Below are 14,066 nucleotides of genomic sequence, written 5' to 3'. Positions count from 1 at the left end.
AATCATTATAGTATTTAATCTTAATTATATTAAATTAGCGCACACAAAAATAACTACTTTACTTGGAGTTATTAAAATAATTATTAAAAATAGTCAGAATAAAACATATAGATGCTAACATTTAACGGAAAACTAGGATTAAAAGATTTTTATAAAATTATAATAGAAAACAGTAAAATTAAAGTAGATGACACTGTTTTTGAAACTGTAGAAAAGAGTTTTAACTTTCTAAAAGAATTCTCAGAAAACAAAGTAATTTATGGTGTTAATACTGGTTTTGGCCCAATGGCACAATATAAAATTAAAGATTCTGAACGTATTCAACTACAATATAATTTAATTCGTAGTCATGCCTCAGGAACAGGAAACCCAATTGCTCCTCAATATGTAAAAGCTGCTATGGTAGCTAGATTAAACACACTCTCTTTAGGTAATTCGGGTGTACACAAATCTGTTATTGAATTAATGACAGAACTTATAAATAAAAACATTACCCCTTTAATTTACGAGCATGGTGGTGTTGGAGCAAGTGGAGATTTAGTACAACTTGCACATTTAGCACTTGTATTAATTGGGGAAGGCGAAGTATTCTATAATGGAGAAAGATTAGCAACTGCAACAGTTTTTGAAAAAGAAAATCTTACTCCAATCTCTGTAGAACTTCGTGAAGGTTTAGCATTAATGAATGGTACTTCTGTTATGACAGGAATTGGTATTGTAAATACCATGTACACCAGACGCCTTTTAAACTGGATGATTTCTTGCTCTGCAGCAATTAATGAAATTGTCGAAGCCTATGACGATCATTTATCGGAAGAATTAAACAATTCAAAAAAACACAAAGGACAACAAGATATTGCTAAAAGCATGCGTGCACATTTAGTAGATAGTAAGCTTACCAGAAAAAGAGAACATCATTTATATGAAGCAAACAATGATGATGTTTCTGTTTTTCAAGATAAGGTACAAGAATACTATTCACTACGTTGTGTACCACAAATATTAGGCCCTGTTTTAGACACTCTAAATAGTGTGGAAAGTATTTTGATTGAAGAAGTAAATTCAGCAAACGACAATCCAATTGTAAATGTAGAAAAGAAACATGTGTATCATGGTGGAAACTTTCATGGAGACTATGTATCCCTAGAAATGGATAAGCTTAAAATAGTCGTTACTAAAATGAGTATGCTTGCAGAAAGACAGTTAAATTATTTATTAAATCCTAGCCTTAACAACATACTTCCTGCTTTTGTAAATCTTGGCCAATTAGGATTAAATTTTGGTATGCAAGGTGTACAATTCACTGCGACTTCTACAACTGCCGAGAACCAAACTTTATCGAACCCAATGTATGTACATTCTATTCCAAACAATAATGATAATCAAGATATTGTGAGCATGGGAACCAACGCTGCATTAATTACAAAAAAGGTTATTGAAAATGCTTTTGAAGTTATGGCAATAGAACTTATTACTGTAATTCAAGCTATTGAGTATTTAAAAGCACAAGATAAAGTATCGTCAAAAACTAAAAAATTGTATGATGAGATACGAAAAATAGTTCCTATATTTACAGAAGACGTTACTATGTATCCTTATGTTAACCTTGTTAAAGATCATATTATTAACAATGAAGCATAAAAACAATTTTAAATATTTTTCTAACCAAGAAATATAACCTATTAGATAAAAACACAAACACATGAAAACAAAATCGCTATTAATCGTATTATTATTATTTTTAAGTACTATAGTTGGTGCTCAAGAACTTGCTCTTGCTAATGAAGACGGCAAATTTGGCTATATTAACAAATCAGGAGAATGGGTAATTCAACCAGAATTTAAAGTCGCAAAAAGCTTTTCTGAAGATTTAGCAGAAGCTATGAATGACAACAAAAAATGGGGTTTTATCAACCGAAAAGGAGAATGGGTAATTCAACCATCTTTCGATAAAACCAAAGGATTCAACTCTGGTATTGCTGTTGTATTAAGTAAAAAAGAATGGTTTTACATAAACAAAAAAGGAGAAAAGGTACTTACAGATGTTGCAACAGATAAAATTTATGATTTTGAAGATGGTCTTGCTCAAATAAGACAAGGTGACAATGTTGGCTTCATAAACACTTCTGGAACAGTAGTCGTTACCCCTAAATTTAATAAAGCTTTTGATTACGTTAATGGATATGCTAAAGTAAGAGAGGGTGAAAAATGGGGATTAATAGATAAAACTGGCAACTATTTTGTAGAAACCAAATATGATGGAGTTAGTAATATATACAATGGCAATATTGTAGCAACACTTGGCGAAAGTCATGGCCTAATTATTAATGGTGAATTTAAAAAAGTAGCTGGCGCTCAAAAGATTTGGGACTTTTCATTAAATGGAGACATTACCTACGCTAAGAAAAACGACAAAATTGGCTTCATCAATAAAAATGGAGAATGGACAATAGAACCAAGCTTCGATAAAGTTAGAGCTTTTGTAAATGGCCTTGCTCCTGTTTCAAGAGACAAAAAATGGGGGTATATTGATACTACAGGAAAAGTAGTTATATCCTTACAATACAGAGATGCAGAAATTTTTAGTAAAGACGGTTTAGCGCCTATTAAAATAGATAAGCTTTGGGGTTTCATTAATACATCTGGAGAAAAAGTAATTGACGACAAATACAATATTACAGCTGGAGGTTTTTCAATCTTTAAAAAGAATAATCAAAAAGGCTTTATTAATGGTATCGCTAGAGTAAAAGAAGAAAAAGTTTGGGGTTATATAAATACAAAAGGAGAAGTACTAAAAAATAAGTGGTACAGACAGTTAGAACTCTTTAAATAAACCTTAACAAATTAAACACTACTGCGCTTCCAAATCGAAGTAGACTTAATATCAAATAACAATACTACATGAAATGTGCCTTAATAACTGGCGGTTCTAGAGGAATTGGTAAAGCCATTTGCTCACAACTAGCTATAGATACAGACTATCACATATTAATAAATTATAACAGTAATGAAGCTGCTGCAAAAGAAACCCTAAAAGCTGTTGAAGCTGCTGGTAATACTGGAGAAATATTAGGCTTCAACGTAACAGATGCTGAACAAGTTAAATCTAAATTGGATACATGGCAAGAAGCAAATCCAGATGCATTAATAGAAGTAATAATTAATAATGCAGGAATTACAAAAGATGGTTTATTTATGTGGATGCCTCAAGAAGATTGGCAAAACGTAATAAACACATCATTAAATGGCTTTTTTAATGTTACCAATTATGGCATTCAAAAAATGCTTAGAAACCGTTTTGGCCGTATTGTAAATATAGCTTCGGTTTCAGGAGTAAAAGGAACTCCTGGTCAAACAAACTATTCTGCAGCAAAAGGAGCAATTATTGCAGCAACTAAAGCTTTATCTCAAGAAGTAGCAAAAAGAAATATCACGGTAAATGCTGTAGCTCCTGGCTTTATAAAATCGGATATGACCGCAGATTTAGACGAAAAAGAACTCAAAAAACTAATTCCAGCAAATCGTTTTGGTGACGCACAAGAAGTTGCAGATTTAGTTTCTTTTTTAGTTTCCAAAAAGTCTTCTTATATTACTGGTGAAGTAGTAAATATTAATGGAGGAATTTACTCTTAAAATAATTTTGTAGTACGTATGAAACGTGTTGTTATAACGGGAATGGGAATATATTCCTGCATAGGAAAAAACTTAGAAGAAGTAAAAGATTCACTATATAATGGAAAGTCTGGTATTGTCTACGACCAAGAACGAAAAGACTTTGGCTATCGTTCCCCTTTAACCGGAATGGTGGAAAAACCAAATCTTAAAAAACAGCTTTCCAGAAGAGAACGCATAAGTTTAGGAGACGAAGGTGCCTATGCCTATGTAGCAACTACAGAAGCATTAGAAAACGCAAAAATAGATATCGGTTTTTTAGAAAATAATGAAGTTGGTATTTTATATGGAAATGATAGTACTGCAAAGGCTATTGTAGACTCCGTAGATAAAATTAGAGAGAAAAAAGACACCACACTTGTTGGTTCTGGAGCTATTTTTCAAGCTATGAACTCTACTGTAACCATGAATCTTTCTACGCTTTTTAAGCTTACAGGGGTAAATTTCACTATTAGCGCTGCATGTGCAAGTGGATCGCACGCTATTGGTATGGCTTACCAACTTATAAAAAGCGGCTTACAAGATTGTATTATCTGTGGAGGAGCTCAAGAAATAAACAAATATGCAATGGGAAGTTTTGATGGCCTTGGTGTTTTTGCCATGAACCTAGAAAACCCAGAAAAAGCATCTAGACCTTTCGATAAAAATAGAGACGGTTTAGTACCAAGTGGTGGAGCTGCAACCTTAGTTGTAGAAAGTTACGAATCTGCAATAAAACGTGGCGCACCAATTTTAGCCGAGATTATTGGCTATGGTTTTTCATCAAATGGGGAACATATTTCCACACCAAATGTAGACGGCCCGTCAAGAGCAATGTCTAAAGCCATTTCACAATCGAATTTAAAAGCGTCACAAATAGATTATGTAAATGCGCACGCAACATCTACTCCTGTAGGTGATGGTAATGAAGCCAAAGCAATAGTTAAAGTTTTTGGCGAAAACGGTCCTTATGTTAGCTCTACTAAATCTATGACTGGTCACGAGTGTTGGATGGCTGGAGCTAGCGAAGTTATTTATTCTATGCTAATGATGCAGCACAATTTCATAGCACCAAACATAAATTTAGAAGAACCAGATGAAGATGCAAAAAAATTAAATCTAGTAAGTAAAACGCTAGATAAAAAATTTGATGTATTTTTGTCCAATTCATTTGGATTTGGTGGAACAAATTCAGCATTAATAATAAAAAAATTATAATACAATATGACTAAAGAAGTTATTATTGAAAAGATAAACGACTTTCTTATAGATGAATTTGAAGTTGAAGCAGACGACATAGCTCCTGAAGCGAACTTAAAAGACACTCTAGAATTAGATAGCTTAGACTTTGTGGACCTTGTGGTAGCTGTAGAGTCTAACTTTGGCGTGAAGTTAGTTGGAGAAGACTTTGTAAATGTAGAATCGCTTCAAGACTTCTATGACTTAATAGAAAAAAAATTAAGCTAAACCATTTTACTTTAAATATTTATGGCTGCTGAATGGCAAGGAAAGTCCAGAGGAACCGTTTTTGGATACAAAATTTTTGTGTTTTGCATGAAAACTTTCGGAATTGGCTCTGCATACTTTATCCTCTATTTTGTTGCTTTTTACTTTTGCTTTTTTGCTGGAGATAGCACAAGAGCGAGTTACTATTATTTTCGTGAAAGACGAAAAAACTCTAAACTAAAAAGCTTTTTAAATATTTATAAAAGCTACTATGTATTTGGACAAACGATTATAGACAAAATAGCTATATCTTCAGGTTTACGAGACAAATTTACTTATCATTTTGATGGTGTTGAGCTTATCAACGATGCTTTAAAACAAAAAAAAGGAGGTGTTTTAATTAGTGCACATGTTGGTAATTTTGAAATTGCAGAACACTTTTTTGGAGAGTTAGAAGAAAACACTTCTATAAGTATTTTAACCACAGATGCAGAACATTCTAATATTAAAGAATACCTAGAAAGTGTAACAGAAAAACCTAAAGTAAACCTTATTTTAATACAAGAAGATTTAGGTCATATATTTGAAATCAATGCCGCTCTAACAAGAAATGAGCTTGTTGTAATTACGGGAGACAGATATATTAAAGGCTCTAAACACTTAACGCAAGACTTATTAAACCAAGTAGCAAAATTCCCTGCAGGACCCTTTATGCTTGCATCGCGTTTAAAAGTCCCTGTTCTATTTGTATACGTAATGAAAGAAACCAACAAACATTACCATCTTTTTACAAGAAAAGCAGAAGCAAAACATAGAGATGCCCAAGCATTATTAAAAGAATACACAGAAAGTGTATCTTGGATGCTAAACAAGTACCCGCTACAATGGTTTAACTATTTTGATTTTTGGGAAACTTTCAATAAAAATAATTAAGAAAGCTATTATTTTTTTATACTTTTCGTAAAAGTTAATAAGTTCTATTATTTACAATGAGGGAAACTTCTATATCTAGACTTTTATTCCGAAATTACCAAAAATTATAACTTTTGAAAAACGTTTTAGTAATACATTATTCACAATCAGGTCAATTAACCGAAATTGTGAACAACATTGTTTCTCCTTTAACTAGTGATGCTATTCAAGTAGATTATCATGAAATAAAAATGGAACAACCTTTTCCTTTCCCTTGGAAAGAGAAGGATTTTTATGGTGCTTTTCCTGAAACTTACCAACAAATACCACAAAAAGTAAAACCAATTTCTTTAGACATACTTAATAAAAAATATGATCTCATAATTTTAGGTTATCAAATTTGGTACTTAACACCTTCTATTCCTATAAATTCATTTTTAAATACAACAGATGCCAAAAAAATACTCAAAAATACGCCAGTAATTACTGTTATTGGCTGTAGGAATATGTGGATTATGGCACAAGAGAAAATGAAGAAAAAATTACTAGACCTAGAAGCTAATTTAGTTGGCAATATTGCTTTAGTAGATAGACATATAAACCACATAAGCGTTATTACTATTGCAAAATGGATGATGACAGGAAAAAAAGAACGCTATCTTGGCATTTTTCCTAAACCAGGAGTTTCACAAAAAGACATTGACGAAGCCGGTAAGTTTGGCAGTATCCTACTAAAACACTTAAAAGAGAACAATTTCAACAATTTACAAGACGCTTTTTTACATGCAAATGCGGTAAAAATTAAACCTTTTTTGGTATTAACTGATAAGCGTGCAAACATCCTTTTTTCTAAATGGGCAAATTTAATTCAATCTAAAGGCAATAAAAACAGTAAAAAACGTGCTTTTTGGGTTAAATTTTTTAGTTATTACTTATTATTTGCCATTTGGATTATTGCACCTATTGTTTTTATCTTATTTTTGTTGACTTATGTGTTTTCAATACATAAAATAAAAAAAGACAGAGTATACTATTCTTCTGTAAAATATATAGAGTAAGGCATAAAATGAAAGACGTTTACATAAACAAAGTTTCAAAATTTCTACCAAATCGTCCAATTTCAAACGACGAAATGGAGGAAAAATTAGGTATAATAAACGGTAAAACTTCTAAAGGAAGACGAATTGTTTTAAGAAACAATCAAATAAAAACGAGATACTATGCTATTGATGATAATGGCAACATAACACATAACAATGCGCAATTAACCAAAGAAGCCGTTGTTGCTTTATGTGACCAAGATTTTAAAGCAAAAGACATAGAGTTGCTTTCTTGCGGTACATCTAGTCCGGATCAAATTTTACCTTCACATGCTGCAATGGTTCATGGATTTCTTAAAAACGGAAACCTTGAAATAAACTCTCCATCTGGAGCTTGCGTTTCTGGTATGAATGCACTTAAATATGGCTACATGTCTGTAAAGTCTGGTGAAACCAAAAATGCAGTATGTACTGGATCTGAGCGTACATCTTCTTGGATGATGTCGGATACTTTTGAAGAGGAATTAAAACACCTAGAAACATTAGAAGATAATCCTATATTAGCCTTTAATAAAGATTTTTTACGTTGGATGCTATCCGATGGGGCTGGTGCTTTTTTATTAGAAAGTGAGCCAAAAGGAAACCAACCATTAAAAATAGAATGGATGGAAGGCTACTCCTATGCGCATGAAGTAGAAGCATGTATGTATGCTGGAGGTGATAAACTAAAAGACGGATTTTTAAAACCTTGGAGCGAATATCCTTCAGACCAATGGAGTAAAAAATCATTATTCGCAATGAAACAAGATGTAAAACTTCTTGGCGAAAATATTTTAGTAAAAGGTGTTGATAGTTTAAAAAAAGCTATCGCAAAACACAATATGAAGCCAGAAGACATTAATTATTATTTACCCCATGTTTCTTCTTATTATTTTAAAGAAAGTTTATATAAAGAAATGGTAGCACAAGGCGTTGAAATCCCTTGGGAAAATTGGTTCATGAATTTAAGTAAAGTCGGTAATGTTGGAGCAGGTTCAATCTACATTATGTTAGAAGAACTTGTACATTCAGGTAAACTTAAAAAAGGAGAAAAAATATTACTCTCTGTTCCGGAAAGCGCTCGATTTGCCTATGCTTATGCACTTTTAACTGTTTGCTAAATGATTTTACCAATAACAGACATATCACATTTAATTCCGCAGAAAACACCATTTGTAATGGTAGACACTTTATTAGATTTTTCTGCCGATAAAATTGTGTCCAGCTTCACTATTTTAGACACCAATCTTTTTGTAAAAGACAACTTTTTTTTAGAACCTGGAATCATTGAAAACCTAGCACAAACAGTTGCTCTACATACTGGTTACGATTTTTTTTTAAAAGGAGAACAAGCACCAACTGGCTATATAGGATCTATTAAAAAAGTAGATGTAAACAAACTTCCAAAATTAAATGAAACCATTACAACAGAAGCAACTATACTTCATGAATTTATGGGGGTAACCATGGTAGAAGTTAAAGCTTTTAACCAGGAAAAAGAAGAAATTGCTTTTGCTCAAATGAAAACAGTTATTGCTAACTAATGAATAATTTTCAGTCACTAGATATCACAAAATTTTTACCACATCGTGCGCCATTTTTAATGGTAGACCATGTAATATCTATTGATGATGAACACGTAACCACTTCCTTTAAAATAAAAGAAGACTGTATTTTTACAGATGAAAACAACGTATTTAACGAAGTTGGTTTAATTGAAAATGCAGCGCAAACCTGCTCTTCTATTGTTGGTAAAAGTTATTTTGAAGAAGATGATTTAGAAGGTGAAGGCACAAAATTAATAGGCTTTATTTCAGCAATAAAAAAAGTAACTCTTTTTGCTTCTCCAAAAATTGGAGAAACCATAATATCTAAAGCAAATTTAAAATCTAGATTTGACGCAGATCATTATAGCATTTGTACTTTAGAATGCAGTATTTCATCCTCAAATAAAGAATTATTATCTTGTGAAATGAATTTGTTTATTCAAGAAATGCCTAAAAGTTAAAGGTGATGAAAAAAAGCGAAGTACCTCAAGATAAAAGTAACCTAGAGTCAGCAAATTTTAGAGAATTATGCTATGCTGTAGACGAAAATGGCGAATATACAACAGCACACACAACTGGTTGGGACCCTAAAACTATTGCACTAGATAATGCAATCGAAGACATTAATCAACGTGTTGCAGACGCAAAAAAAAGAGTAAAAAACAACATAACTAGTCCAATAGAATATTATATGGAACTACATAAAATGGATCTTCCTATTTTAGCAAGTTATGTTGGTATTTGGCAATGGCGAGTAAAACGTCATTTTAAACCAAAAGTATTCCATAAACTATCTAATAAAACCCTTCAAAAATATGCAGAGGTTTTTGAAATTACTATAGACCAACTAAAAAACCTAGACCATGCAAATTAACTTTACTCACCATCAATCTGCGCATTGCGAAAATGGTGTGGTTTCTAATTTAATGAAACACCATGGCTTTAATGTAAGTGAGCCAATGGTATTTGGTATTGGATCTGGACTACTATTTTGTTATATTCCGTTTTTAAAAGTTAATCACGCTCCAGCTATTACATACAGAGCAATGCCTGGATTTATTTTTAAACGTTTTGCAAAACGTGTTGGTATAAAAATAGAACGAGAAAAATTTAAAGATCCTAAAAAAGCTAAAGCTAGATTAGACGAAAATTTAATCAATAATAACCCTGTTGGTTTACAAGTTGGTGTTTACAACCTAACGTATTTTCCGGATGAGTATCGCTTTCATTTTAATGCGCACAACTTAGTCGTTTATGGCAAAGAAAAAGACACATATTTAATTAGCGATCCTGTAATGGAAACTGTAACTACTTTAACTGCAAAAGAACTCGAAAAAGTAAGGTTTGCTAAAGGCGCATTACCTCCAAAAGGACATATATATTACCCAACAAACTTCCCTAAAGAATTGAATTTAGAAAAAGCAATTCTAAAAGGAATAAAACATACCTGCAGAGATATGTTAGCTCCAATGCCTATTATTGGCGTAAAAGGAATTCGTTTTACTGCAAAACAAATTAGAAAATGGCCTAAAAAATTAGGGACTAAAAAAGCAAATCATTACTTAGGACAAATTGTAAGAATGCAAGAAGAAATAGGAACTGGAGGTGGAGGTTTTCGCTATATTTTTGCTGCCTTTTTACAAGAATCAAGCAAAATTTTAAACAATCCTAAGCTTACTGAACTTGCAAAAGAAATGACAAAAATCGGTGATTTATGGCGTGATTTTGCTGTAGATGCATCTCGTATTTATAAAAATAGAGGAGCAAAAACAGATGGTTATAATGAAGTAGCAACGCAGTTAGAAGCTATTGCAGACAAAGAAGAAGTGTTTTTTAAAGCTTTAAAAAAAGCTATTTAATATGATTAATATTGAACAGGTTTCTAAAAAATATAAAACTGCCGAAAATTTTTCGGTAGTAGATTTTGATTTGTTCATTGAGGAAAAAGAAATTTTTGGGCTTCTTGGTCCAAATGGAGCAGGAAAAACCACATTAATTTCCATATTGTGCTCGTTAATAAAACCAACATCTGGTTCTTTTACCATAAACGGTTTAACGTATCAAACGCATAAAAATGAACTCAAACAACTTATTGGTATAGTACCACAAGAGTATGCACTCTATCCTACTCTAACTGCTTTCGAAAATCTAAAATATTTTGGAAGTATGTATGGATTACATGGGAAAAAATTAAGCAACAAAATTAACGAATACTTACAAACACTAGGATTGTCACAATTTTCAAATAAGAAAATAGAAACATTTTCTGGTGGAATGAAACGTAGAATTAACCTAATTGCTAGCATTTTACACGAACCAAAAGTTTTATTTTTAGATGAACCTACCGTTGGTGTAGATGTACAATCTAAAAATGTAATTATCGAGTTTCTTCAAAATCTAAACAAAAAAGGGACTACTATAATTTATACTTCGCACCATTTAAATGAAGCTGAAACTTTTTGCTCTAGAATTGCAATAATAGATCATGGTAAATTAATAACTACAGGTCGACCAGCAGCTCTTATAAATAAGTATGAAGGAGCACACAATCTAGAAGATGTGTTTTTACGTTTAACAGGAAAAGCCTTAAGAGATCATGCGTAAACTTTGGGCTTCAGCATACAAAGAGTACTTACTCCTAATTAAAGATTTTGGAGGTCTTGTGGTATTATTTATTATGCCATTAGTACTTATTATTACCATAACTATTATTCAAGATAGTACGTTTAAAACCATTAGCGATACTAAAATCCCCATTTTAATTGTCGATAATGATAAAGGTACCGTTTCGCAAACCATTCAAGATGGATTAGCAAACTCGAATACGTTTGAAATTATTGTAAAAGAAACAGAAACGGAAGCCAAAGATCTGGTTTTTTCAGGAAAGAACCAGCTAGCTATTATTATTCCTGAGCACTTATCTTCCGATTTAGAAAAAAAAGTAACCCAGAATGTAGAAGGTATTATTTCTAAATTTGGTTTAGAAGAAGAAAATGAAACAGAAGCAATTGTTATTCCTAAAAAAGAAGTAAAACTTTATTTTGACCCTGCAACACAGCTTACTTTTAAGTCTTCGGTAAAAAACGGAATCGACAAAATGATTTCAAAAATTGAAACACAATCCATCTATAAAGCGTTTCAACAACAAATAACAGACGATCCCGCTGAAGTTATTTTTGAAACCGATAGTTTTATTAGTTTTAAAGAAATTCTTCCTATAAAAAATGACGAAGAAATATTACCTAACTCCGTTCAGCACAACGTTCCAGCATGGACATTATTTGCTATTTTCTTTATAATAGTACCTTTATCTATTAATATAGTTAAAGAAAAAAGTCAAGGAACTTTTGTGCGTTTACGTACAAATCCAGTTTCTTACGCTACAGTTTTGGGAGGAAAAACACTAGTATACCTTTGTGTTTGCATTATCCAATTTATTCTAATGTTAGCTATTGGCGTATATCTTTTTCCTGCAATGGGACTTCCTACTCTAGACGTTTCAGGGCGTTTACCGCTACTTTTTATTGTTGCTATATTTTCTGGTTTAGCTGCAATTGGCTTGGGATTATTACTTGGTACCATTGCAAAAACACAAGAACAATCTGCTCCTTTTGGTGCAACATTTGTTGTTATTTTAGCAGCTCTTGGTGGTGTTTGGGTACCCGTTTTTATTATGCCTAAGTTTATGCAAACTTTATCTAATATTTCTCCTATGAATTGGGGTTTAAATGCTTTTTACGATGTATTTTTACGAAATACTGGGCTTTCAAAAATACTACCAGAAATAGGTTTACTATTTTTATTTTTTATAGTAACCACATTAATTGCTATTGTTTATAATGAAAAGAAAAATGCAGTCTAACAAAAAATTAGTAGAACATACCAATCAAGTGCGTGTGCGCTTTGTAGAAACAGACCCTCTAGGTATAGTTTGGCATGGAAATTATATTCAATATTTTGAAGATGGTCGCGAGTCCTTTGGTAGAAAACATGGTATTTCGTATCTAGACCAAAAAGAGCATGGCTATGCAACACCAATTGTAAAATCAAGTACAGACCACAAACTTCCTTTACGTTATGGAGACATAGCTACCATAAAAACAATTTATCTAGATAGTCCTGCCGCTAAAATGGTTTTTCGTTATGAAATTTATAACCAAAAAGAGCAATTAGTTTGTACAGGAGAAACCGTTCAGGTATTTGTAGATAAAATTGGTGAAGGAGATTTATCATTAACCATTCCAGAGTTTTTTATGGAATGGAAAAAAAACGTAGGCTTATTAAATGAGTAAAGTGTACGTTTCACATAATAATATTATTTCTTCATTAGGCTTTACCAGTGAAGCTGTTGTTGCTAAAATTAATAACGAGGTTTCTGGTTTACAACGTATAGACGACAAAGCAATATTACCTGAACCTTTTTATACTTCATTAATTCCAACAGAAAAACTACAAGAAAACTTTAAAAAACTACAACCAAAAGGAAATTATACACGTTTAGAACAAATGATGATTTCTTCTTTAAACAATGTTATTAAAGCTTCAAATATTGAAATTAATCAACGTGTAGGATTAATTATTTCTACTACAAAAGGAAATGTAGATGCTTTAGATGAAAATAATCCTTTTCATAAAAACAGAGCATATTTAGGAGAACTCGGTAACCAAGTTAAAGATTTTTTTGGTTTTAAAAACCAAGCAATTGTAGTTTCTAACGCATGTGTTTCTGGAATTTTAGCAGTTGCAATTGCCAAAAGATATATACAACAAGGCGTTTACGATCATATATTTATAACTAGTGGAGATGTAATTACAGAATTTATTTTATCTGGCTTTAATTCTTTTCAGGCTTTAAGTAGTGCTCCTTGTAAACCTTATGACGCAAACAGAACAGGAATAAATATAGGAGAAGTAGCAGCGAGTGTTTTAGTAACCAACGACAACACCGTTTTAGCAAAAGAAGCAGTTACTATTATTGGCGAAGGCTCTTGTAACGATGCCAATCATATTTCTGGCCCTTCAAGAACAGGAGAAGGATTATATAGAAGTATGCAATCTGCATTTGCTCAAGCAAATATTACTGCTCAAGATGTAGATTTTATTTCGGCACACGGAACAGCAACCATGTTTAATGATGAAATGGAAGCCATCGCTTTTAACAGAATGAATTTAAGCACAGTACCACTAAACAGTTTAAAAGGCTATTTTGGCCATACATTAGGAGCTTCAGGATTAGTAGAAACTATTGTTGGTATGCATGCCTTAAAAAACAACACACTTTATAGATCGTTAGGTTTTGAAACCCTAGGAGTAACTAAACCAATAAACGTAATAACTAAAACAACAGAAAAAAACAGTAATAGATTCTTAAAAACAGCTTCCGGATTTGGAGGTTGTAATACAGCAATCTTATTTCAAAAAACCAATTAAA

Annotated in this window: 16 protein-coding genes; all 16 read left to right on the top strand. The window is 32.0% G+C overall.

Annotation, left to right across the window (positions count from 1 at the left end; all coding sequences use genetic code 11):
• The first annotated feature begins 111 nt into the window (after positions 1-111).
• Positions 112-1,641 carry a histidine ammonia-lyase gene (gene hutH, locus Q4512_RS03890; protein ID WP_303421788.1) on the top strand — a complete coding sequence of 510 codons (1,530 nt, stop codon included), beginning with the start codon at positions 112-114 and terminating at the stop codon, positions 1,639-1,641.
• Between the two features lie 61 nt (positions 1,642-1,702).
• Positions 1,703-2,833, top strand: a complete 1,131-nt coding sequence (locus Q4512_RS03885; protein WP_303421787.1) for a WG repeat-containing protein — start codon at positions 1,703-1,705, stop codon at positions 2,831-2,833.
• 68 nt (positions 2,834-2,901) lie between these two features.
• The gene (gene fabG / locus Q4512_RS03880; RefSeq protein ID WP_303421785.1) at positions 2,902-3,633 is read left to right on the top strand and encodes a 3-oxoacyl-ACP reductase FabG; all 732 of its coding nucleotides are present in this window, start codon (positions 2,902-2,904) and stop codon (positions 3,631-3,633) included.
• Positions 3,634-3,651: 18 nt separating this feature from the next.
• Entirely contained in the window at positions 3,652-4,869 is a 1,218-nt protein-coding gene (locus Q4512_RS03875; protein WP_303421783.1) for a beta-ketoacyl synthase, read from the top strand.
• A 6-nt stretch (positions 4,870-4,875) separates the two neighbouring features.
• Entirely contained in the window at positions 4,876-5,118 is a 243-nt protein-coding gene (locus Q4512_RS03870; protein ID WP_303421781.1) for a phosphopantetheine-binding protein, read from the top strand.
• 21 nt (positions 5,119-5,139) lie between these two features.
• On the top strand, positions 5,140-6,030 hold the full coding sequence (locus Q4512_RS03865) for a lipid A biosynthesis acyltransferase (protein ID WP_303421779.1): 891 nt from the start codon (positions 5,140-5,142) through the stop codon (positions 6,028-6,030).
• A gap of 113 nt (positions 6,031-6,143) precedes the next feature.
• Positions 6,144-7,067: a flavodoxin gene (locus Q4512_RS03860; protein ID WP_303421777.1), complete on the top strand. Its 924-nt coding sequence runs from the start codon at positions 6,144-6,146 to the stop codon at positions 7,065-7,067.
• Between the two features lie 8 nt (positions 7,068-7,075).
• Positions 7,076-8,209 (top strand): beta-ketoacyl-ACP synthase III, encoded by a 1,134-nt coding sequence (locus Q4512_RS03855; RefSeq protein WP_303421775.1) that lies wholly within the window; start codon positions 7,076-7,078, stop codon positions 8,207-8,209.
• Positions 8,210-8,632 (top strand): hypothetical protein, encoded by a 423-nt coding sequence (locus tag Q4512_RS03850; protein WP_303421773.1) that lies wholly within the window; start codon positions 8,210-8,212, stop codon positions 8,630-8,632.
• Positions 8,632-9,096, top strand: coding sequence for an ABC transporter permease (locus Q4512_RS03845; protein WP_303421771.1), 465 nt, complete (start codon positions 8,632-8,634; stop codon positions 9,094-9,096). Before Q4512_RS03850 ends, Q4512_RS03845 begins: the two co-directional genes overlap by 1 nt.
• Positions 9,097-9,101: 5 nt before the next feature.
• Positions 9,102-9,509, top strand: a complete 408-nt coding sequence (locus Q4512_RS03840) for a hypothetical protein (protein ID WP_303421769.1) — start codon at positions 9,102-9,104, stop codon at positions 9,507-9,509.
• Entirely contained in the window at positions 9,499-10,494 is a 996-nt protein-coding gene (locus Q4512_RS03835; protein WP_303421767.1) for a BtrH N-terminal domain-containing protein, read from the top strand. The genes Q4512_RS03840 and Q4512_RS03835 overlap by 11 nt, the downstream gene beginning before the upstream one ends.
• A gap of 1 nt (position 10,495) precedes the next feature.
• The gene (locus tag Q4512_RS03830; protein ID WP_303421765.1) at positions 10,496-11,239 is read left to right on the top strand and encodes an ABC transporter ATP-binding protein; all 744 of its coding nucleotides are present in this window, start codon (positions 10,496-10,498) and stop codon (positions 11,237-11,239) included.
• Positions 11,232-12,497, top strand: coding sequence for an ABC transporter permease (locus Q4512_RS03825; RefSeq protein WP_303421763.1), 1,266 nt, complete (start codon positions 11,232-11,234; stop codon positions 12,495-12,497). Before Q4512_RS03830 ends, Q4512_RS03825 begins: the two co-directional genes overlap by 8 nt.
• Positions 12,487-12,927 (top strand): thioesterase family protein, encoded by a 441-nt coding sequence (locus Q4512_RS03820; RefSeq protein ID WP_303421762.1) that lies wholly within the window; start codon positions 12,487-12,489, stop codon positions 12,925-12,927. The genes Q4512_RS03825 and Q4512_RS03820 overlap by 11 nt, the downstream gene beginning before the upstream one ends.
• Positions 12,920-14,065 (top strand): beta-ketoacyl synthase, encoded by a 1,146-nt coding sequence (locus Q4512_RS03815; RefSeq protein WP_303421760.1) that lies wholly within the window; start codon positions 12,920-12,922, stop codon positions 14,063-14,065. Before Q4512_RS03820 ends, Q4512_RS03815 begins: the two co-directional genes overlap by 8 nt.
• Position 14,066 lies beyond the last annotated feature (1 nt).

This window comes from Oceanihabitans sp. 2_MG-2023 (genome assembly GCF_030547245.1).
GTDB lineage: Bacteria > Bacteroidota > Bacteroidia > Flavobacteriales > Flavobacteriaceae > Oceanihabitans.
The sequence above is the reverse complement of the archived record's forward strand: the minus strand, read 5'-3'. Positions and strand labels throughout refer to the sequence as shown.

Bases quoted from the DNA above. Each gene is read 5' to 3' on its own strand.
- Q4512_RS03865 (WP_303421779.1), top strand. From the start codon at position 5,140: ATGGCTGCTGAATGGCAAGGAAAGTCCAGAGGAACCGTTTTTGGATAC.
- Q4512_RS03840 (WP_303421769.1), top strand. From the start codon at position 9,102: ATGAAAAAAAGCGAAGTACCTCAAGATAAAAGTAACCTAGAGTCAGCA.
- Q4512_RS03850 (WP_303421773.1), top strand. From the start codon at position 8,210: ATGATTTTACCAATAACAGACATATCACATTTAATTCCGCAGAAAACA.
- Q4512_RS03830 (WP_303421765.1), top strand. From the start codon at position 10,496: ATGATTAATATTGAACAGGTTTCTAAAAAATATAAAACTGCCGAAAAT.
- Q4512_RS03855 (WP_303421775.1), top strand. From the start codon at position 7,076: ATGAAAGACGTTTACATAAACAAAGTTTCAAAATTTCTACCAAATCGT.
- Q4512_RS03815 (WP_303421760.1), top strand. From the start codon at position 12,920: ATGAGTAAAGTGTACGTTTCACATAATAATATTATTTCTTCATTAGGC.
- Q4512_RS03885 (WP_303421787.1), top strand. From the start codon at position 1,703: ATGAAAACAAAATCGCTATTAATCGTATTATTATTATTTTTAAGTACT.
- Q4512_RS03870 (WP_303421781.1), top strand. From the start codon at position 4,876: ATGACTAAAGAAGTTATTATTGAAAAGATAAACGACTTTCTTATAGAT.
- fabG (WP_303421785.1), top strand. From the start codon at position 2,902: ATGAAATGTGCCTTAATAACTGGCGGTTCTAGAGGAATTGGTAAAGCC.
- Q4512_RS03835 (WP_303421767.1), top strand. From the start codon at position 9,499: ATGCAAATTAACTTTACTCACCATCAATCTGCGCATTGCGAAAATGGT.
- Q4512_RS03875 (WP_303421783.1), top strand. From the start codon at position 3,652: ATGAAACGTGTTGTTATAACGGGAATGGGAATATATTCCTGCATAGGA.
- Q4512_RS03845 (WP_303421771.1), top strand. From the start codon at position 8,632: ATGAATAATTTTCAGTCACTAGATATCACAAAATTTTTACCACATCGT.
- Q4512_RS03820 (WP_303421762.1), top strand. From the start codon at position 12,487: ATGCAGTCTAACAAAAAATTAGTAGAACATACCAATCAAGTGCGTGTG.
- hutH (WP_303421788.1), top strand. From the start codon at position 112: ATGCTAACATTTAACGGAAAACTAGGATTAAAAGATTTTTATAAAATT.
- Q4512_RS03825 (WP_303421763.1), top strand. From the start codon at position 11,232: ATGCGTAAACTTTGGGCTTCAGCATACAAAGAGTACTTACTCCTAATT.